The sequence below is a fragment of the Hydrogenophilus hirschii genome (genome assembly GCF_054656675.1).
In genome coordinates, this window is the sequence record NZ_BAAHXQ010000001.1 from 1291284 (window position 1) to 1309616 (window position 18333).

General features: G+C 62.8%; 17 protein-coding genes. 1 reads left to right on the forward strand and 16 read right to left on the reverse strand.

The window, feature by feature from the left end:
• Window positions 1-7: 7 nt before the first annotated feature.
• The 5 genes from ACYQ4Z_RS06305 to ACYQ4Z_RS06325 are packed head-to-tail and all read right to left on the reverse strand — an operon-like array spanning window position 8 to window position 6980.
• On the reverse strand, window positions 8-2206 hold the full coding sequence (locus ACYQ4Z_RS06305; protein ID WP_459860377.1) for a 3'-5' exonuclease: 2199 nt from the start codon (window positions 2204-2206) through the stop codon (window positions 8-10).
• Window positions 2206-2586: a response regulator transcription factor gene (locus tag ACYQ4Z_RS06310; RefSeq protein ID WP_219971870.1), complete on the reverse strand. Its 381-nt coding sequence runs from the start codon at window positions 2584-2586 to the stop codon at window positions 2206-2208. The genes ACYQ4Z_RS06305 and ACYQ4Z_RS06310 overlap by 1 nt, the downstream gene beginning before the upstream one ends.
• A complete protein-coding gene (locus tag ACYQ4Z_RS06315) occupies window positions 2558-5287 on the reverse strand; it encodes an ATP-binding protein (RefSeq protein WP_459860379.1) in 2730 nt (909 codons plus the stop codon). The genes ACYQ4Z_RS06310 and ACYQ4Z_RS06315 overlap by 29 nt, the downstream gene beginning before the upstream one ends.
• On the reverse strand, window positions 5280-5435 hold the full coding sequence (locus ACYQ4Z_RS06320; protein WP_170141305.1) for a hypothetical protein: 156 nt from the start codon (window positions 5433-5435) through the stop codon (window positions 5280-5282). Before ACYQ4Z_RS06320 ends, ACYQ4Z_RS06315 begins: the two co-directional genes overlap by 8 nt.
• A gap of 12 nt (window positions 5436-5447) precedes the next feature.
• Entirely contained in the window at window positions 5448-6980 is a 1533-nt protein-coding gene (locus ACYQ4Z_RS06325; RefSeq protein WP_219971873.1) for a M48 family metalloprotease, read from the reverse strand.
• A gap of 66 nt (window positions 6981-7046) precedes the next feature.
• Here ACYQ4Z_RS06325 and moaC point away from each other — a divergent pair, with 66 nt between their 5' ends.
• Window positions 7047-7535 (forward strand): cyclic pyranopterin monophosphate synthase MoaC, encoded by a 489-nt coding sequence (gene moaC / locus ACYQ4Z_RS06330; RefSeq protein ID WP_217126464.1) that lies wholly within the window; start codon window positions 7047-7049, stop codon window positions 7533-7535.
• A 43-nt stretch (window positions 7536-7578) separates the two neighbouring features.
• On the opposite strand, the gene ACYQ4Z_RS06335 is transcribed toward moaC, so the two are convergent.
• The 11 genes from ACYQ4Z_RS06335 to ACYQ4Z_RS06385 form a co-directional block, all read right to left on the reverse strand.
• The gene (locus ACYQ4Z_RS06335) at window positions 7579-8403 is read right to left on the reverse strand and encodes an ABC transporter substrate-binding protein (RefSeq protein ID WP_217126463.1); all 825 of its coding nucleotides are present in this window, start codon (window positions 8401-8403) and stop codon (window positions 7579-7581) included.
• A gap of 66 nt (window positions 8404-8469) precedes the next feature.
• A complete protein-coding gene (locus ACYQ4Z_RS06340) occupies window positions 8470-9195 on the reverse strand; it encodes an ATP-binding cassette domain-containing protein (protein WP_219971875.1) in 726 nt (241 codons plus the stop codon).
• A 2-nt stretch (window positions 9196-9197) separates the two neighbouring features.
• Window positions 9198-9905, reverse strand: coding sequence for an ABC transporter permease (locus ACYQ4Z_RS06345; protein ID WP_219971876.1), 708 nt, complete (start codon window positions 9903-9905; stop codon window positions 9198-9200).
• Window positions 9906-9920: 15 nt separating this feature from the next.
• Window positions 9921-10172: a hypothetical protein gene (locus tag ACYQ4Z_RS06350; RefSeq protein ID WP_219971877.1), complete on the reverse strand. Its 252-nt coding sequence runs from the start codon at window positions 10170-10172 to the stop codon at window positions 9921-9923.
• Window positions 10173-10228: 56 nt separating this feature from the next.
• Window positions 10229-10486, reverse strand: coding sequence for a MoaD/ThiS family protein (locus ACYQ4Z_RS06355; RefSeq protein ID WP_119335444.1), 258 nt, complete (start codon window positions 10484-10486; stop codon window positions 10229-10231).
• Window positions 10487-10495: 9 nt separating this feature from the next.
• A complete protein-coding gene (locus tag ACYQ4Z_RS06360; protein ID WP_219971879.1) occupies window positions 10496-11797 on the reverse strand; it encodes an NAD(P)/FAD-dependent oxidoreductase in 1302 nt (433 codons plus the stop codon).
• Between the two features lie 75 nt (window positions 11798-11872).
• Window positions 11873-13723 (reverse strand): aldehyde ferredoxin oxidoreductase family protein, encoded by a 1851-nt coding sequence (locus ACYQ4Z_RS06365; protein ID WP_219971880.1) that lies wholly within the window; start codon window positions 13721-13723, stop codon window positions 11873-11875.
• Window positions 13724-13736: 13 nt separating this feature from the next.
• Window positions 13737-14210: a 4Fe-4S dicluster domain-containing protein gene (locus tag ACYQ4Z_RS06370; protein ID WP_217126457.1), complete on the reverse strand. Its 474-nt coding sequence runs from the start codon at window positions 14208-14210 to the stop codon at window positions 13737-13739.
• Between the two features lie 77 nt (window positions 14211-14287).
• Entirely contained in the window at window positions 14288-14551 is a 264-nt protein-coding gene (locus ACYQ4Z_RS06375; protein WP_459860487.1) for an EAL domain-containing protein, read from the reverse strand.
• Window positions 14548-15813 (reverse strand): IS256 family transposase, encoded by a 1266-nt coding sequence (locus ACYQ4Z_RS06380; protein WP_287683922.1) that lies wholly within the window; start codon window positions 15811-15813, stop codon window positions 14548-14550. Before ACYQ4Z_RS06380 ends, ACYQ4Z_RS06375 begins: the two co-directional genes overlap by 4 nt.
• Window positions 15814-15883: 70 nt before the next feature.
• The gene (locus tag ACYQ4Z_RS06385) at window positions 15884-18274 is read right to left on the reverse strand and encodes a bifunctional diguanylate cyclase/phosphodiesterase (protein WP_459860383.1); all 2391 of its coding nucleotides are present in this window, start codon (window positions 18272-18274) and stop codon (window positions 15884-15886) included.
• Between the last annotated feature and the right edge of the window lie 59 nt (window positions 18275-18333).

Consider the following 18333-nt stretch of genomic DNA (forward strand, 5'->3'; position numbering starts at 1 on the left):
CCCACCGTCAGTAACGCAATTTCGCGAGGTAGGTCTGCTGCGCCGCTTCTCGCGCGGCTTTGAGGGTCCGCACCCCCCGCTCCTCGAGCAATGGGATCATCTTCACAAACGCCTCGGCGGTGACGATCGCATCCCCCAACGCGGTATGGCGCCCGAGGATCCGAATCCCAAACCGTTCCGCCAACGCCTCCAAGCGGTTCGAATCTTGGTTAGGGAAGAGGAAATAGGCAAGCAGCAGCGTGTCGAGCACGGGTTGATCGAAACGAATCCCCAGTTTTGCCTCTTTCAGTTCCAGGAAGCGCATGTCGAACGCCGCATTGTGCGCGACCAACACGGTCCCTTCTGCGTAGCGGTGAAAAAGCGGAAGCACCACCTCGGCAGTCGGCTGCCCGACCAGCATTTCGGGTTGGATCCCATGAATCGCGATCGACTCTTTCGCAAGCGGTCGCTGCGGGTCGATCAGTTGCTCGAACGCCTCTTCACGCAACACCCGCCCATTGACGATCCGCACCGCACCGATCTGGATGATCTCGTCCCCCTCAGAGGGCCGAAGTCCCGTGGTTTCGGTATCGAAAACCGTATACGCGAGCTCGGCAAGGCGGCGGTTGTCGAGGTCTCCGGAATGCGCGCCCCACGCAAACAGGTCGAAATCGAAAAAGAGTGGCCGTTCGGTTTCGCGTTCCTGCCCCGCTGGCGCCTCGAGCGTTTTTGCTTCCACTGCCGTCCCCTGCGGTTTGGCTGCGACAGCCTCTTCGGCGATCGCCAAGCGGAGAAACGCTTCGTGCCGCGCTTTGACACGATCGAACCACATCGCCGCGCCGTGCCGTTCCAACACCTCACGGACCGTAAACGGATACCGTTCGCCGCGTACGACGACCGGCTCCAGCTCCCAGCCCGAAACGATCTCGGAACTCAACGCCCCACCGTGCCAGACCAGGTCCCAATGAATCCACCCTTTGCCATCTGGCCGAACCCGAAAACGGATCGGGTCGGCGTCGTAATCGTCGCGCAGCCGCTCGACCAGTGCCGCGACCATCCGCAGCCAAGAAAAAGCATCGGCTGCAACCCAATGATCGGCCACTGCGTCACATTCCAGCCGGACCGTAACTGAGAGGCGCTCGGAAACGAATCGCTCCGCAAGTGCCACCAGCTCACTCACCGCAATCGGTTCCCTTGGCCAACGGGTCGCCAGTGTCTCACGCACCTCGTTCACCGCGCGATCGAGACGCGTGCGCATCACGGTGAGCTCCCGCGCGATCACGTCACGGAAGCGTGCACCCAACTCGGGACTCAAATCGGGCTGCCCGAGCATCTCTACGGCCATCTGCACGTTCGCCAACGACGCTCGGTTCCCTTCGGTCATCTCGAAAAGCACCTGACTGCGCTGAGCTTCCCGTTCGAGCATTTCGGTCACGTCATCGATCACCAACACGAACCCGCTCAGCGTCGTCTCACCGCTTGCGGTAACCGGCGCCACACGGACCCGTGCCACCCGCCCCGTAGGAGCGACGATCACGAATCGAGCGCGCGGCGCCGTGTCGCCCGCTTGCAGGCGCGCGTTTACGGTGTCGAGCGCGTGTCCCAATACCGCAGGATCGATCCACGTGAACACCGTCCGCCCCAAACCCAATGCACTCGTTGCAGCAACGGCGGTTTGTTCGCCGACGAACGCTGCGACGAGCTGCCGCGCCGCTTCGTTATAGAGCAACACGCGCCCGTCGGGGTTGCAGACGACCACCGCTTCGTCGAGCTGCGCCATCAACGCCGCCAGACGATTGCGTTCCGCGACCGCACTGCGCTTCGCTTCGTCGATGCGCGCTTGCACCTCGGTCGCTGCGGCCTCTTTCGCTTCGGCCAAACGGTTTGCCGCTTCGGCAACCCGGCGCACCTCTGGCGGACCAAAACTCGGGATACGAAAACCGCTCGGAGCCGTACGCATCACGTCGAGCTGTTCGGCCATTGCCGCCAACCCCTGGACATAGACGCGATAGAGGCGGTGGAGCGCCACCCCGGCGAGCACCAGACTCAAAACGGTGACCGCGGTTCCGATCGGCAGCCAATGGGGCGCGATCATCCGCAAGAGGTTGCGCTGGACTTCGTCCATATCCAGCCAGACGAAAAAGAGCGTCACGGAAAAAGGGATCGTCACCAACGCCGCGATCACGGCGTAGGTCAGCCAGAATCGTGCGCGCGCACCGATTGCCATCACGCGGCCTCCTGACCAAGATGCCGCGCGATGCGCTGCAGCAGCTCTTCAGTGGAAAAGGGTTTGACGACATAGTCGTCTGCCCCTACCGCGAGCCCTTTCGTGCGCTCGACATCGCGCCCTTTCGCGGTGAGCATGACGATCTTGGGTTGCGGTGTGAGGTCATTCATCTCACGCACGCTCTGACACACCTCGAAACCGTCTTTTCCGGGCATCATGATATCGAGCAGCACCAAGTCAGGCCGCCACGCCGCGATTCGCTCGAGGGCCTCGACGCCATCCCGGGCAACGGCTACCTCATACCCAGCCCGTTGGAGCAGAAATTCCAATGCAAGAGAAATTGCCTCCTCGTCATCCACCACCAAGATCTTGTGGCTCATCTTCCCTCTCCCGATTTTCTTGTGAAACCGTTCCCCGTGGCAGAGTCACCACGAACCGAGCCCCTCCCAACGGACTCTCGTCGACTGCGATCGCCCCCCCCATGTGCTCGGCAATCCGTTTGGCGATCGCCAACCCCAGCCCTGTTCCCGTGCTGTGTGCGCGGGTCTTCGACGCGCGGTGAAAGCGTTCGAAGATTGCCTGCCGTTCTTCGGGTGGCACACCCGGCCCATTGTCCTCGACGATAAGCCGCCAGGTTTGTGCGTCGGGTTGTAACGTCACCGCCACTTTCCCGTGGGGCACCTTCATGAATTGTACGGCGTTCCCCACGAGATTTAGCAAAAGCTGAACCAGCCGATCGCGGTCACCGAAACAGATCGCTTCCTCTTGTGGCACCACGACACCCAATTCCCCCCCACGCTCGCGCATCACCGGACGCATCGTCTCCGCAACCTCGTGCACCACCGTGCGCAAATCGACCGCCTCATGGCGCCATTCGGCATGCCCGGAATCGAGCTTCGCCAGATCGAGCACTTGATTGACCAACCGCGTGAGCCGCTCACTTTCACGAACCATCGTTTGGTAAAACTTCCGCCGCGTCTCTCGGTCGATATCCGGGTCCGCCGCCAACAGCTCGGCATAGGCGCGCACCGCGGCGAGCGGTGTGCGTAGTTCGTGGCTCACCGATGCGATGAACTCGTCCTTCATCCGATCGAGCTCGCGCAACCGCTCGTTCGCCTCGCGCACCGCACGCGCCTCGTCGACCAGCGCCATCACCTCGTCCCACGCCGGCGCCCGTTCCCCCAGCACACCTTCCAGCACCAACCGCGCCGCTACCCCACCGATCGCCCCGGAGAGCAGCCGTTCGGCAAATGCCACGAACGCCTCGTCGACCACGAGCGGGGCGTCCGCTGCCAACCCACGTTCGGCACGAAACGCGCGCAACGCTTCCTCCAATCGCTCCGCAGAGACGAAACGCGCCAGCACCTCCAGCACGGCGCTGCTTTGCGTCTTCGCCCGCCAATGGCTGCGCACCGGAGCCACAGAGGCATCGGCAATCGTCGCCGCTCCTTTCCGCGATGCCCGGAACAACGGATCGGCGACGAAACGGCGCGCGATTGCCCGCGTTGCGCCATCGGGAGGGCGGAGCACGGAAACGGCGATCAGCACGACTCCGTTCGCCAACACACTCCAGACCAAGCTCGCTGTGACTGGCGCCATCCCCTCGACCCCGAACAGCGCTTCCGGGCGCAACCACGCGATCCCAGCAGGGCCAACGGTCAGCCACGCTTCCGGAAACCAACCGCTGCGAATGAGAAGCGGCAAAAGCGCCGTGTAGCCCCACACCACCAACCCGACGAACAACCCCGCCGCGACCCCAACCGCAGACGCGCCTGGCCAGAGAAACGCCGCGACGACCGCCGGGGCGAGCTGCGCCACACCCAGGAAACTGACCAAACCGATCGCGATCAGCGCGTGCGACTCCCCGGCCAAGAGAAAAAAGAGGTAACCGGCTGCGATCACCGCGACGATCACCGCGCGCCGCACCCACAAGAGATGCCCGGCTGCAAGCGTTTTCCCGCGACGAAGCCACCAAGGCGCCACCCAATCGTTCGAAATCATCGTAGCGAGCGCCACGCTTTCCACGATCACCATACTGGTCGCGGCCGAAATCCCCCCCAAGAAAACCACCACCGCCAACCAGTGCTCATGCAGCGCCAGGGGGACGGTCAAGACGAAACCGTCGGAAGTCACCCCATCGGGTAGCAACACTTTACCGAGGAGCGCCACCGGCACCACGAAGAGGTTGAGTGCCCAGAGGTAGAGCGGAAACTGCCATGACGCACGGGTCAAATGTTCGGCACGGACGTTCTCGACCACCAACACCTGAAACTGCCGCGGCAACAACAGAAACGCCACCCCGGCCAAAACGATCAGCGCCAACCAGTCGCCGTACCCCATCGCGGCAACCGCGTCGATTTTGGGGACCGCTTGCCACGCCTCCCACCAAGCGGCGCGAAGTGCGCCCTCTGCGTCGCCCAGCAAGACGGCACCGATCACCACCCCAAGCAGCAGAAACGCACCGAGTTTCACCGCCGACTCGAACGCCACCGCGGCCACCAACCCTTCGTGCCGCTCGGTGACGTCCAATCGCCGTGTCCCGAAAAGGGCGGCAAAAAGCGCCAACACCACCACCAACCAGAACGTTCGCGCCGCCTCACCGCCTGCTCCGCCCGAAACGATCTCGAACGCCAGCGCGATCGCCTTCAACTGCAACGCGACATAGGGAATCGAAACCACGACGAGCGCCAGCGCCACCCACCGCCCCAAAAGGGCGCGATGGCCGAAACGGGTGCTCAAAAGATCCGACAGTGACGTGAGCCGCAACGATTTGGCAACGCGCAACATCGGAACGAGCACCAGAGGAGCAGCCAGCATCACGAGGGTCGGTCCGAAGTAGATCGGCAAGAACCACAGCCCCCGCTCCGCCGCAACGCCGACGCTGCCAAAGAAGGTCCAAGCGGTGCAATAGACGCCGATCGAAAGCGAATAGACCCAGGAGCGATCGATCACGGAACGGTGCTGCGCCGCGCGGCGGTCGGCCCAAAAGGCCACGGCAAACAGCAACAGGAGATAGCCGAACGCCGCCGCTGCCGCAACGCCCGGTGCCACCAGCACCAAACCGCGCGTCGCTTCAGCCATCGCGCCCTGTCCCCGCCGCGAACACGATCGCAACCAGCCAAGCGGTGAACACCCAGACGAGTTGCGCACTACCGCTTTCGGGAATCGCCAGCAACGGGTAACTCACCGCCCATAACAACCCCAACGCCAGTGCCACTGCTCGCCCCATCGCACGCACCCCTCAGCGCACGCTACGCCCCCGCTCTCTCTGTTCGGCGCGGATCGCCTCGCGCATGCGGTTCGCCCGCACCTGCACCTCAGCCACCCAGATGTCGTCTTCCCGTCGCGCCAACCGCGCCTTTTCGAATTGATCGAGCGCCGCCTGCCATCGCTCGTCGAGCGCGAACCGCTCCCCTTGCGCCCGATGCTGCCACGCCTGATCCCCACGCGCCGCAGCCACTTCACCCAGTAAGCGCCACGCCAAATCGCGCTTCGGATAGCGCTCGACTCCTTCACGCGCCTGCTGCCACGCCCATTCCCGCTCTCCTGCTGCGATCGCAGTACGCACCGCGGCAGCACGCAGCGCCAGCGATTCGGGCTGCGCCGACAGCGCCCGCCGCAAAACGGCGAGCGCCTCCGCCAAATTGCCCAAAGCACGCCAGGCTTCCGCCTCCCAGAGCGCACGCCAGCGCCCCTCGGGCCACTGTTGGACAAAGCGAACGAGCCACTCCTTAGCCGCAGCCCGCTCCCCGGCCCGCAGTGCCGCGCGCACGCGCCACACCTGCCCGACCGGATCTTGCGCCGCCGCACGCGCCTGAGCGAGCGCCTCTCCCGCCGTTCCCCGTTCGGCCAACACGGTGCCGCGAACGAACGCGAACCCCCACGGATCGAGCGCCTCTTTGCCCGCCGAACCGAAACGGGCGCGAAATTCGCCGCTCTGAATACGGTTGTCGAGGTCGGCGATGCGTTCGATCGTCAAGGGATGGGTGCGCAGATAGGGGGGAAAACCGGTTTCACCTAAGCGGGTGGCGTTGAGCAACCGCCCAAAGAAACGCACCGCCCCTTCGGGCGCAAAACCGGCGCGGGCCAAAAGTTCCAACCCCACTCGGTCGGCATCGCGTTCGAACGCGCGCGAAAAGGCCAATTGCTGCTGCGCCGCTGCAGCCGAGCCCGCTGCTGCGGCCGCCTCTGGCAACTGTCCGGTACCGGAACGCGCCGCGAGCGCCGCGATGAGGAGCGAACCCAACACCCAAAGCGACGCCCCTTTCTGCTGTTCCAGCATCTGCGCGATGTGGTGCTGCGCCACGTGGGCCACTTCGTGCGCCGCTACCGCGGCCAGTTCCGCTTCGCTTTCGGTTGCCGCGATCAACCCGGCATGAAAGCCCAAATACCCCCCCGGGAGCGCAAACGCATTGATGGTCCAATCTTTGAGCAGAAACGCGGTGAAAACCGGGACATCGAGCCGTCCCGTGAGACCGGCGGCAAGCTGCTGCGTCAAACCGGTGAGGTATTCGGCCAGCGCAGGATCGTCCCAATAGCTGGGATCGCGTTCGCGGATTTCGCGCATCGCCGCACGCCCCACCGCCGCCTCTTCCTGCGCCGAAAAGACCGTAGCGCTCGAACCACTCAAGTCGGGCAATTGAAACGCTCCGGCTACCCCCGACACCGCCAGTCCCAGAAACCCCACGAAGCGGCGGCGCATCGATCGATGATGCGACGGGTGGCTGTGCGCCGCAACGCCCCGCTCCGGTTCGCCATACCGCATGTGCGCCATCGCGCCTACCTCAAATCCTGCTTTTTCACTATGATACGCTTTTCAGCGCAAGGACGAGGCACGGCAATGAACGATCTCACCCACTTCAACGCGCAGGGTGAAGCGCACATGGTCAATGTGGCCGCGAAACGGGAAACCCATCGCGTCGCGGTCGCAAGCGGTCGCATTCGCATGGCGCCCGCCACTTTCGACCGCATCCTGGCAGGCGACGCCAAAAAAGGGGACGTGCTGGGCGTGGCGCGCGTTGCCGGCATCATGGCGGCGAAGCGAACCGGGGAACTGATTCCCCTCTGCCATCCGTTGCCGCTGACCCATGTGGCGATCGACTTCATCCCGGAACCCCCCAACACGATTCACTGTACAGCACGGGCAGAGACCGTCGGACGTACCGGCGTCGAAATGGAAGCACTCACTGCCGCAAGCGTTGCGCTCCTCACCATCTACGACATGGTGAAAGCGATCGACCGCGGCATGACGATCGAAGCGGTGCAACTCGAAGAGAAACACGGCGGAAAATCGGGCTCGTGGCAACGCGCATCCGCGGCGCACCCCTGACGCACACGTATCCGCGCGCCAAAAGCCCACTACACGCGGCGCGTCACGGCGCTGGCCGCAATGGATGCACCCCGTGCACCTCGAACCCGCGCGCAATCGCCTCGCGTGCCTCCCAGAGCCAGCGCGCGGCGCGCCCAACAGGATCCTGCACGCCATTCTTCCACGCGGTTTCCCGAACCAGAATCGCGTAGGGATTGTCGAGCAAAGGGTCGGATGCGATCACCACTTCGAGATTGGGTAGCCGCCCCTGCAGCGCCAACCACGTCCCCTCGTCGACAAGCGTATAGGCGGCCATTTCGTTCGCGATCACGAGCGTCGGCCCCATGCCCTGTCCCACGGAGCGGTAACGCGTCCCCAACCGTGCGCGTGGGTCGATCTGAGCTGCCGCCCACAACGTGCGTTCGCGCGCATGGGTTCCGCTCTGATCCCCACGGGAGACGAAAAGCGCTGCGTCGGTTTCCGCAATGCGAACGAACGCGTCGGTCACCGGGCGCCCTTCCACGTCCGCCGGATCGGCTTTGGGACCAACCAACAGGAACCGTCCAATCAGCCAAGGCTTTCGGAGCCAACCAGGGTGCTGCGCCAAAAATGCGGCTTCTGCTTCGGGGTCGTGCGTGATGCCGAAGTCGGCGTCCCCTCGCCCCAACACCGCAAGCGCCTTCCCGGTACCCAAAGCCAACACCTGCAAAACCACCTGTGCCTCGCGACGCAACTGCGGTGCCAGCCACGCCAACAACCCCGAATGATCGACCGAAGTGGTCGTCGCGAGCCGAACGGCATCGACCTGCGCTTCCTGGCCCCAGCTTCGCGACACCATCCCCATGGTCAAAGCTGCGGCCAACCACCGGCGTCTGCTCCAAGTAACCATGATCTCCTCCATAACTCATCACCTTTCCCATAGACCAGATAAAACCAAAATCACCACCAAGACACCTCATTCCGGCAACCGAAACCACCACGGCGTTTCGCTGCGAATGAAGCGGCGTGCCGCCACGCTCTTCGGCGCGGCGAAAAACTGCCGGGTTGGCGTCTGTTCCGAGATCTCTCCGTCGGCCAAAAACACCACCTCGTCGCTCAACCGCGCCGCCTGCGCCAGATGGTGGGTGGTCATCACGATGCGAATCCCGCTGCTGCGCATCTCTTGGATCAGTCGCTCAACCGCCGCTGTTGCCCCCGGGTCGAGATTCGCCGTCGGTTCGTCCAGCAAGAGCAACTCGGGTTGTGCCAACCACGCCCGTGCCAGCGCCAACCGCTGCCGCTCGCCACCCGACAACCGCAGCGCGGGCTCGTTGGCGCGTTCGGCCAATCCCACCCGTTCGAGCACCGCCGAGATGCGTTTCCGCTTTGCCGACCAGCGCCCCGGCAACGGCAGCGCCGCGAACCAGAGGTTCGTTGCCACCGACGCGCGCAAGAATTGCGGCTGCTGCGCCACCCATCGGATCGCCGCCGGCGGTGTTGTCGCGCCCCGCCACGTCACCGTACCAACCGCCGGACGAATGAGTCCAGCCACCAACCGTAACAGTGAACTCTTGCCGGCACCATTTTCCCCCAGGATCGCGGTGATCCCGTCACCGGCAATGCGCCAGGTGAGGTTGCGCAACACGGGTTGCGCCTCGCTGGGCCAGGAGACCCCCTGTACATCGACTGGGAGTACCGCCACCCTCACCCCTCGGCGCGCCGCCGTGCCAGCGCCTCCAGACCACTGGTTACCAGGTGAATCGTCGCGACGATCCCTACCAGCACGATGCCCAACGCCAACGCCAACGTCAAATCCCCCTTCGCCGTCTCCAACGCGATCGCGGTGGTCATCACCCGCGTCATTCCCTCGATATTGCCGCCGACGATCATCACCGCCCCCACTTCGCTCGCCGCGCGGGCAAAACCGGAAAAGAGGGCCAAGAGCAACGAAAAGCGGCAGTCGTAGATCAGCGCGAAGAGCCGCTCGGCAAACCCCAACCGCATCATCGTGAGCTCTTCCGCCAACCGCTCGCGCGCCCCCTCTACCACCTGGCGGGTAATCGCCGCAACGAGCGGCGCGACCAACAGGGTTTGCGCCACCACCATACCCGCTGGATCATAAAGCCATCCCAAGAACCCCAGCGGGCCAGCGCGGGAAAGCAACAAAAAGACCACCACGCCGACAACGACAGAGGGCACCCCCAAAAGGCTTTGCAGCAACGCAACCACCAACCCACGCCCGCGAAATTGGGTCGCCCCGAGTACCGCGCCGAGCGGCAACCCGAGCAGCGCGCCAAAAAAGAGCGCCGAGCCGCTTACTTCGAGCGAAAGCCGGACGATCGACGCCAGCGTCTCATCCCAGCGCACGACCAATGTGAGTGCTTGCGACAACGCCTCGAGCGCGTGATTCATGCGCGGCTGCGCCCCTTACCCTCCGCCGCGCCGCATGCGCGCATCCAGCGTTGCCAGCAATTGCTGCGCGGCAGCGAACGCCTCTTGCGCGGCGAACACGGTGACCCGAAGTCGGGGGAGCGACAACGCGCCCAGCTGCAACGGGGACACCACCTGCCACTGCCAGCGAAGCGACCCGACCCAGGCAACTTGGGCCATCCTATCGACCTCGATATTGGGTGCCGCAGTGCGAAGCGCGCGCAACCACTCAGCCTCGCTTGCGGTCACCTCTCGTTCCTGAAGCGGAACCCAGACGGTCCCATGCTGCTCGGGCATGCCGCGCCCTACCCGCCCGCCACCGGCGGCCAGACCGCGATCTCGTCGCCATCGGCCAGCCGCGTCGTGGCCCGCTCTTCCGGAGCCAGATAGACGCCGTTTCGCAATACCAATTTGGCCTGTTCGGCAGGCACTGCAAAGCGGTCGAGCAACTGCGCCACCGTCGCATCCGGGGCCACCTCGACGACGACACGGTTGCCGACTCGCTCTGCCGCCGGCAAATAATCGGAGAGTGAGGCGAAGAGCTTCAACGTCACCTGGGTCACACTGCCTCCTTATGCAGCCAACAACGCCGAATATTGTGCCCGCGCCAGATAGGCTTCGACGAACGCCAATGGGTTCGCCAACAACCGCTCGTGCCACGGCCCAAGCGCTACCTTCCCTTGGATCAGACCGCGCAAGACCCCTACATGCTCGGTAAGACCGATCGCAGTCGCCCCGATCAGCCGGTCCTTTTGAAACTGCAAGCTGAGGTAGCGATACGCCGCTTCGTCCACCCATTCGACGCCGCTCCCGCCCTGGTTCTCTGGTACCCCCTGCCACTGACCAAACGAGGTCGACACCAGCCCCAAGGTTTCGAGTACGTTGATCGCCAACACCCCTTTGAGGGTAGCGTGCCCTCCGGCCATATTGACCGCAGCGACCCGTGCCTGATCCACCGCGTTGGGTTGAATCGCAGCAACCAAGTGCTGACCCGTGAACAGGTCGGGTGCCTCGGCGCAGTCGCCGGCGGCAAAGATCCCAGCCCCTGCGCTTTCCATGCGCTCATTGACGAGCACGCCGCTTGCGACATGCACCGGTGTTCCTTCCAGGAACGCCACGTTCGGCTTGACCCCAGCCGCCACGATCACCATGTCAGCTGGCAACCGTTCGCCGTTCGACAGCTGCACCAATAGCGGTGCGCCGTCCGGTCCCGCAGCGGTGTCGTTACCCTGCCCCGCACCCAGCGCAATGGCGTCGATGCGCGTTTCGGTAAACACCTGCACCCCTTTTTCCTCGACCCAGCGGCGAATCAGGTTTCCCGCCACGGGCGTCATCATCCGCGGCACCATCCGATCACCGAGTTCGACGATCGTGAGCTTTGCACCCGCTTTGACGAATGCTTCCAACAGGATCGAACCGATAAAACCAGCGCCCATCTGCACCACCCGTGCCCCCGGCTGCAAACGCTCGGCAATCGCGCGCGCATGGGCCAAAGTCCAGCACGGAGTCACCCCGGGCAGATCGATCCCGGGAATCGGCGGCAGAATCGGCGAAGAACCCGTAGCCACCAACAAGCGGTCGAAATGCTCGCGATGTCCGTCCGCGAAAAGCACCGTACGTGCGGCCGTGTCCACCGCCACCGCCCGTCCCTCACGCAGCGTAATGCGCTGCGCCGCGAAATACCCCTCTTGTTTGCGCAGATACGTTCCACGCTCGTCGATGTTCCCTTCCAGAAGGTACGGGATCGCCATCCGCGAATAGGGCGGCTCCCCCTCACAACCATAGAGCAAGATCTCATCTTCCGGCGCATACCGGCGTAGCGTCTCCGCAGCGACAACCCCTGCCGGGCCATTACCCAAAATCAGATGACGCATCACACAACTCCTCCCAGCAAAAAGGGCTGTCGCATGCCCGCAACAGCCCCATCGGTGTTTACGCTAAGACCCCGTTCACACGTCGACACCCAAACGGGCCAACGTTTCCGGCATCGGCACACCGTCTGCGGTCCAGCCGCGCACTTCGTAGTATTTCGGCAGCATCTCGCCCAAGCGGTTCACCATCCCTTTCGCGGGGCCAGTCGCGGCCGGCTCTTCGAGCAGCCGTTTCGGCAGCGTGTCGTCCTTTGCGGAAAAGCCAGCTCGCGTGTTGAACCACCGCTCCAGGTTCCAGACCCGCTCGCCCACTTCAAGCAGCCGTTCTGGTGTCCATTCTCCCGGAATCGCCGCGTCGAGCTGCGGCGCGATGTCGGCAACCGTCCAGGCGAAACTGGTAAACACGCAGATCCCAGCGGAATCGAACGCACCGGTGGCATCCTGGAACGCCTTCACCAGCTCCGGTTTCCCTTCCGTGGTAAGCGGGTCGGTCTTCTCCGGAATACCCAGGATTTCCGACGCCACGGTATAGCCACGCAGATGGCACGCGCCGCGGTTGCTGGTTGCGTAGGCCAACCCCATCCCTTGGATCCCCCGCGGGTCGTACGCCGGAAACTCCTGCCCTTTGACCGTCATCGAGAGTTCCGGGTGGCCATACTTCTCACAGAGCCGCTTCGAACCCAGCCCGACGTCGCGACCGAACCCTTCGCCGTTCGCGGTCAGTTCGGCCAATTTCGCAAGCGCTTCCGCCGAACCGAACGGTGCCGGAAAACCGATCTGTTCCGCGGTGAGCACGCCGCGCTCATAGAGCTCCATCACCGCCGCAACGGTCGAACCGAACGAGATCGGATCCATCCCCTGTTCATTACACAAGAGGTTCGCATACTGCAACGCTTCGAGGTCATCGACCCCCGTGTCGGCCCCCAGTGCCCAGGCTGCTTCGTATTCCAAACCTCCGGACGCCCCCCAATATTTCGGGCTGTTTTTCACCGTGAAGTGGTTTTTGTCGATCTTCGAAATCCGTCCACACGCGATCGTGCACCCGAAGCATGCCGCGTTGGTCACCAGTTGCGGTTTACCGTCGCTGGGCCGCGGGCGGTGCATCGCTTCGCCTGAGATCGCATCGGCCCCTTCGAACTGTACTTCGCGCATGTTGCGTGTGGGCAACGCCCCCACTTCGTTGATCACGTTCATCAACACCTGGGTGCCATATTTCGGCAGCCCTTGGCTGGTCACCGGGTTGGTCGCCAGCACTTGCTTTGCGGCGTTCGTTGCCTCGAGGAACCGTTTGAGGTCTTTGACCTTGACCCCTTTGGTCCCCCGCACCGCCACCGCTTTGAGGTGCTTCGAACCCATCACCGCGCCCACGCCGGAACGCCCGGCCGCGCGGTGCAGGTCATTGACGATGCACGAAAAGAGCACCTGATTCTCCCCAGCACGGCCAATCGAAGAGACGCGAATCAGCGGATCTTGGTGTTTCGTCTTGATCCACTCCTCGGTCTCCCAGACGCTTTTGCCCCACAGTTCGGAGGCGTCCCGCAGTTCGGCCTGGTCGTCCTCCACGTAGAGATAGACCGGTTTTTCGGCACGCCCTTCGAAAATGATCATGTCCCAACCGGCAAATTTCAGCTCGGCGCCGAAAAATCCCCCGGAGTTGGAACAGGCGATCGCGCCCGTAAGCGGCCCTTTCGTCACCACCGTGTAGCGCCCACCGGTCGAGGCAATCGTCCCCGTGAGGGGCCCGGTAGCAAAGATCAATTTGTTTTCGGGCGAGAGCGGATCGACCTTTGGATCGACCTCTGCCACCAGATACCGGCTTGCCAACCCCCGCGACCCCAGGTACAACTGCGCCCACTTTTCGTTGAGCGGTTCGGCTTGGCAGGTCCCCGTCGTCAGATTGACGCGCAAAATGCGGTTTGCGTAACCCATCGCACCCTCCTCCTTACGCCAACACCGCAGCGGCGGTTTTCGCTGCCCATTGTTGCATTTTGTTCAACCCCGCCCAGTCGGCCTCCACATAGGTGATCGCGCCGGTAGGACACGCCGCGGCGCACGCCGGATCTCCGCCGCAGAGGTCGCACTTCTGCACCTTGCCGGTCTCCTGCACGTAATTGATCGTGCCAAACGGACACGCGATCGTACACACTTTACATCCCACGCAGGTCCCTTCGTCGACCACCTTGGCCCCCGTGCCTTGGTCCAGACGGATCGCATCGACCGGGCACGCGTGCAGACACCACGCTTCGGCACATTGGGTACAGGTATAAGGGACTTTTCTGCCTTCGTGCTCGAAATTGAACACCTTGATGCGGGATTTGCTCGTTGCGATCACGCCGTAGTTTTCGATCGAACAAGCCATCTCGCACTGCAGACAACCGGTGCATTTCACCGGGTCAATCGCCAGAACCTTCCACATGCAAGTCTCCTTCTTTGGTGTGAACGCGTCAAATGGCTATCGCGTGGCACAAAGCTTACGACGTGATAAGAAAAAATTCAAGAGCGATTAACAGAACTTGTGCGCCGCAACATCCAATCACGAAAAGCCGAAAACGGCATTGGACGGGCAAAGAAATAGCCCTGAGCAAAAGCAACTCCGTTGCGCCGCAAAAATTCAGCTTGCTCCTCCTGCTCCACCCCTTCGGCGACGGTATCCATCTGAAGCGCTTTCGCGATCCGCACGAAGCTTTCGACCAGCGCATCGGCAGCGGACGACGAACCGATCGAGCTATAGTCAAATCTGGTGTATGACCTGATCAGGCGGCGTTCCTGCTTTCGTCGGTTTCGCGTTTGTCATTGACTTCCACTCCGTCCCTGAACTTTACTCCTTCGACAACCTTGGCAAGGTAGTTGAACCCTCGTATCCGCCGCCAGCGTTTCTGTGCGCTCATTCCCAGTTTGTACAACGTTGCCAGCAGGGTGTTTCGGCTCACGCAGCCTTTGGCCTGGTCACTCCGGTGGCGAATCGTGGCAAAGGCCGACTCAATGGGATTGGTCGTGCGAATATGCACCCAGTGTTCGGCCGGAAAGTCGTAGAAGGCCAGAAGGGCCTCCCGGTCCTTTTCCAGGCAGGTCACCGCCTTCGCGTATTTGGCTTGGTATGTCGCAACGAAATGGTCGAAGGCCTTGTGGGCTGATGCCCGGTCTTCGGCCATCCAGATCTCCTGCAAGGCTTTCTTGACCTTGGGCTGAACGGCTTTGGGCAGGTAGTTCAGTACGTTGGCCGTCTTGTGCACCCAGCAGCGCTGGTGACGGGTTTCGGGATACACTTCCTCGAGCGCCGCCCAGAAGCCCAAGGCGCCGTCGCCTACTGCCAGTTTCGGCGGCACATCAAGGCCGCGCTGCTTCAGCCCCAGCAGCACCTCCCGCCAGCTCTGGGTCGATTCCCGAATGCCATCCTCGATGGTCAGAAAATGTTTCTCGCCCCATTCGTTGACGCCGATGATCACCAGGGCGCACAGCTTCTGGCCCTCGGCCCTCAGGCCGCTGTAGATGGCGTCTGCCCACCAATAAACCCAGCGCACCCCTCTCATGTCCCGCTGGCACCATTCGGTATATTCCGCTTCCCACTCCCGTTTCAGGCGGCCAATCACCGAAGCAGACAGCCCTTTTGCCTCGGGGCCGACGAGCACCTCCAGGGCCTCTTTCATCTGGCCGGTCGAGATGCCCTTCAGGTAGAGCCACGGCAGAGCGGCCTCCACCCGACGGGCTTTGCGCACATACGGCGGCACCAGTGAGGAGCGAAATACCACCGATTCCTTCCCACGGCTGCGCACCTTCGGCACCTTCACCGTTACCGGTCCTACGCCGGTCAGAATTTCCCGCTCCGGCAGATAACCATTGCGAACCACCGCACGGCGCCCCTGTTCGTCTGTCTGCCCCTCATACTTTGCCAGCATCTCGGCCAGCTCCGCCTCGATCGCTTGCTGAATCAGTCGCCTGGCGCCATTGCGCAGCAACTCCGTCAACGAGTCCTCGATACCCCCTGGCATCAACAAAGAAACGATGTTATCTTTACTCATGGTGGCGTGCTCCTTTGCTGTTCATCAGTTCGGTAAAACCGATTTCAGCAGAGTACGCCGCCCTTTTCAATCACTCCGTACACCAGTTTCGAGCATAGCTCGAACCGATCGCCTGAACGAACATCGCGTCGATCTTCAACAGGTCGAACGGCAGCGCGCTCAGATAGGCCAACGACGAATAGCCTGTTCCGAAATCGTCGATCGCCAACCGCACCCCAAGCGCTTCCAACTCGGCCAATCGCGTGCGCGCTACGGGCATATCTGCCATCATCGACTCGGTCAGTTCGAGTTCCAGCGCCGACGGCGGGACATCGAAGCGCTCCAGCACCTCCTTGACCATCGTGGCAAAATCGGCCCGCGCCAACTGAATCACGGAAACGTTCACTGCAACGCGTGGCGGTGCCACCCCTTCTGCCAGCAGACTGCGCCACTCCTGCAACGCTTGCTCCAGCACCCAATGCCCGATAGGGATCATCAACCCACTCGCCTCCGCCACAGGAATGAATTGCGCGGGGGAAACCAACCCCTTTTCAGGATGGTGCCAACGCAGCAGCACCTCCGCGCCCGCCACCGCTCCAGTCGCCAACGCGATCTGTGGCTGCCACCACAAAGAGAGCTCCCCACGCGCCTCCGCACCATTGAGTGCGCTTCGGATCCACTCTTGCGCATGAAACGCTTCGTCTTTTTCCGGTGCATAGCACACCACCCGCCCACGCCCGGTTTCTTTGGCCCAGTACATCGCCAGGTCGGCAGCGCGCAGCAACGCTTGCGGGTCGCTGCCGTGCTCCGGAAAGCACGCCACCCCAATACTGGCACTGGCGTGCCACGAGACAGCTCCCAACGCCACCGGTTCAGAGAGGTGGCTAAGCAGTGTTTGCGCCACTCTGATCGCTTCCTCTTCCCCTACACCGTCGAGCAGCACCGCGAACTCATCGCCCCCCAAGCGCGCAGCGAGGTCACTGCGTCGCAGCGACGTTTTCAAACGCGCCGCCATCTCGATCAAGAAGCGATCACCCGCCTCATGCCCATGGGTGTCGTTCAACGTCTTGAAATGGTCGAAATCGATGAAAAGCACCGCGAGCCGTGTCCGCTGCCGTGCCGCGCGCAGTACTGCTTGCTTGAGCGATTCCACGAAAAGACGACGGTTGGGAAGATCCGTGACCGGGTCATGTAGCCCTACGTACGAGAGCCGCTCTTCCAACGCGTTGAGCGCGGCTATTTGCTGATGCTGAACCTCGCGTTGCTTTTCCAACCGCCCCACTGCCACCCGCAACCGCCGTCGCAGCCCGTCGAGCGCTTGCGCCAAAAGATAAAGTTCCCAAACGGCTTGCTGACGCGGCACCGCAGTATCGAACTGCTGTTTGCCGATCGCCTCTGCCGCAGCAGCCAACGTCTGAAGCGGCTTTGCCAACCGCTTGGCCCAACGCACGCTCAACACCCGTGCCAACAAAAAACTGAACGCCACCACCAAAAGCCAACCGCCAGCCCAGAGGTACCAATCGGGGATCACATGCGTAAGTGGCGTAAACAACCACACCTGCCACGCCAACCCAGGAAACGTCAAAGCGTGAACCGTACCCACCCACCACGTACCGGTGTCGAAAAAGAGCGTGGCCTTCCCAAAATGGCGCAACAGCTCAGACCATGGGGATTGTGCCAGTGGCAATTGCGGCAACACGTCATTCTCACCGGCTTCAGATGCCATGGCAATCCCTTGCGAATCGGCGATCACCCGACCCGCGCCGTCGCTGATCACAACCCGCCCTGCCAGCTGTGCGGCGGCATCCCTCGCTACCTGCTGCCACTCGACCAACCGGACGTCGAACCCCATTGCAGCAAAACCGGCGCGGTCATCCCGCCACCCGATCGACGCCGTTACCCCAGTCTCCTTGGTCGTGAAAAAGCGGTACGGCTCCGTCCATACCACCTGACCTGGATGTTCTTGTGCCAACCGATACCACGCGCGATCCCGGGGATCATAAGGCAGGTAACGCATTTCCTCTCGGACCGTTTTCCCTTGCTCGTCGAGGAACAGAAAACGGTGCCGATCCCCCCACTCCGTCCGGTCGGTCAACCGAACCAGAGGGGGCAACTCCGGTACCGCCAGATAGAGCCACCCCACCCCCGCCTCGTTTCCCGCAACCATGGAAGTCACGATCGGAACGGTTTCGATGACCGTCCGGGCGCGAGCGATGAAACGGTCGAGCCCGTCATACGGCTTTGGCCCAAAATGCGCTGGGGGCGCCACCCGCAACAGCGTCGTCAAGGGGGCGAACGACGCGCGCATCTGTTGTTCCACCGCAGCGGTCCGGGCGGCAAAAAGCGCATTTGCCCGTTCCACCAGAAGCGGCGCGACCACCAATACCAGTAGTCCAACCCCCGCCAGCAGCGCGGTCAAGAGCGCCACGGCAAAAAGCCGCAGCGACAAATAGCGGGAAAAACGGACCGGCCGCTGCTTCATCTCACCCTCCGTCACGGTTTCGTCAATGACATACACTATAATAGCCGCAAAATAGGTCA

Coding starts and splice junctions, on each gene's coding strand:
- ACYQ4Z_RS06305 (WP_459860377.1), bottom strand. CDS start 2,206: ATGGCAATCGGTGCGCGCGCACGATTCTGGCTGACCTACGCCGTGATC.
- ACYQ4Z_RS06310 (WP_219971870.1), bottom strand. CDS start 2,586: ATGAGCCACAAGATCTTGGTGGTGGATGACGAGGAGGCAATTTCTCTT.
- ACYQ4Z_RS06315 (WP_459860379.1), bottom strand. CDS start 5,287: ATGGCTGAAGCGACGCGCGGTTTGGTGCTGGTGGCACCGGGCGTTGCG.
- ACYQ4Z_RS06320 (WP_170141305.1), bottom strand. CDS start 5,435: ATGGGGCGAGCAGTGGCACTGGCGTTGGGGTTGTTATGGGCGGTGAGT.
- ACYQ4Z_RS06325 (WP_219971873.1), bottom strand. CDS start 6,980: ATGGCGCACATGCGGTATGGCGAACCGGAGCGGGGCGTTGCGGCGCAC.
- moaC (WP_217126464.1), top strand. CDS start 7,047: ATGAACGATCTCACCCACTTCAACGCGCAGGGTGAAGCGCACATGGTC.
- ACYQ4Z_RS06335 (WP_217126463.1), bottom strand. CDS start 8,403: ATGGTTACTTGGAGCAGACGCCGGTGGTTGGCCGCAGCTTTGACCATG.
- ACYQ4Z_RS06345 (WP_219971876.1), bottom strand. CDS start 9,905: ATGAATCACGCGCTCGAGGCGTTGTCGCAAGCACTCACATTGGTCGTG.
- ACYQ4Z_RS06360 (WP_219971879.1), bottom strand. CDS start 11,797: ATGCGTCATCTGATTTTGGGTAATGGCCCGGCAGGGGTTGTCGCTGCG.
- ACYQ4Z_RS06365 (WP_219971880.1), bottom strand. CDS start 13,723: ATGGGTTACGCAAACCGCATTTTGCGCGTCAATCTGACGACGGGGACC.
- ACYQ4Z_RS06370 (WP_217126457.1), bottom strand. CDS start 14,210: ATGTGGAAGGTTCTGGCGATTGACCCGGTGAAATGCACCGGTTGTCTG.
- ACYQ4Z_RS06380 (WP_287683922.1), bottom strand. CDS start 15,813: ATGAGTAAAGATAACATCGTTTCTTTGTTGATGCCAGGGGGTATCGAG.
- ACYQ4Z_RS06385 (WP_459860383.1), bottom strand. CDS start 18,274: ATGAAGCAGCGGCCGGTCCGTTTTTCCCGCTATTTGTCGCTGCGGCTT.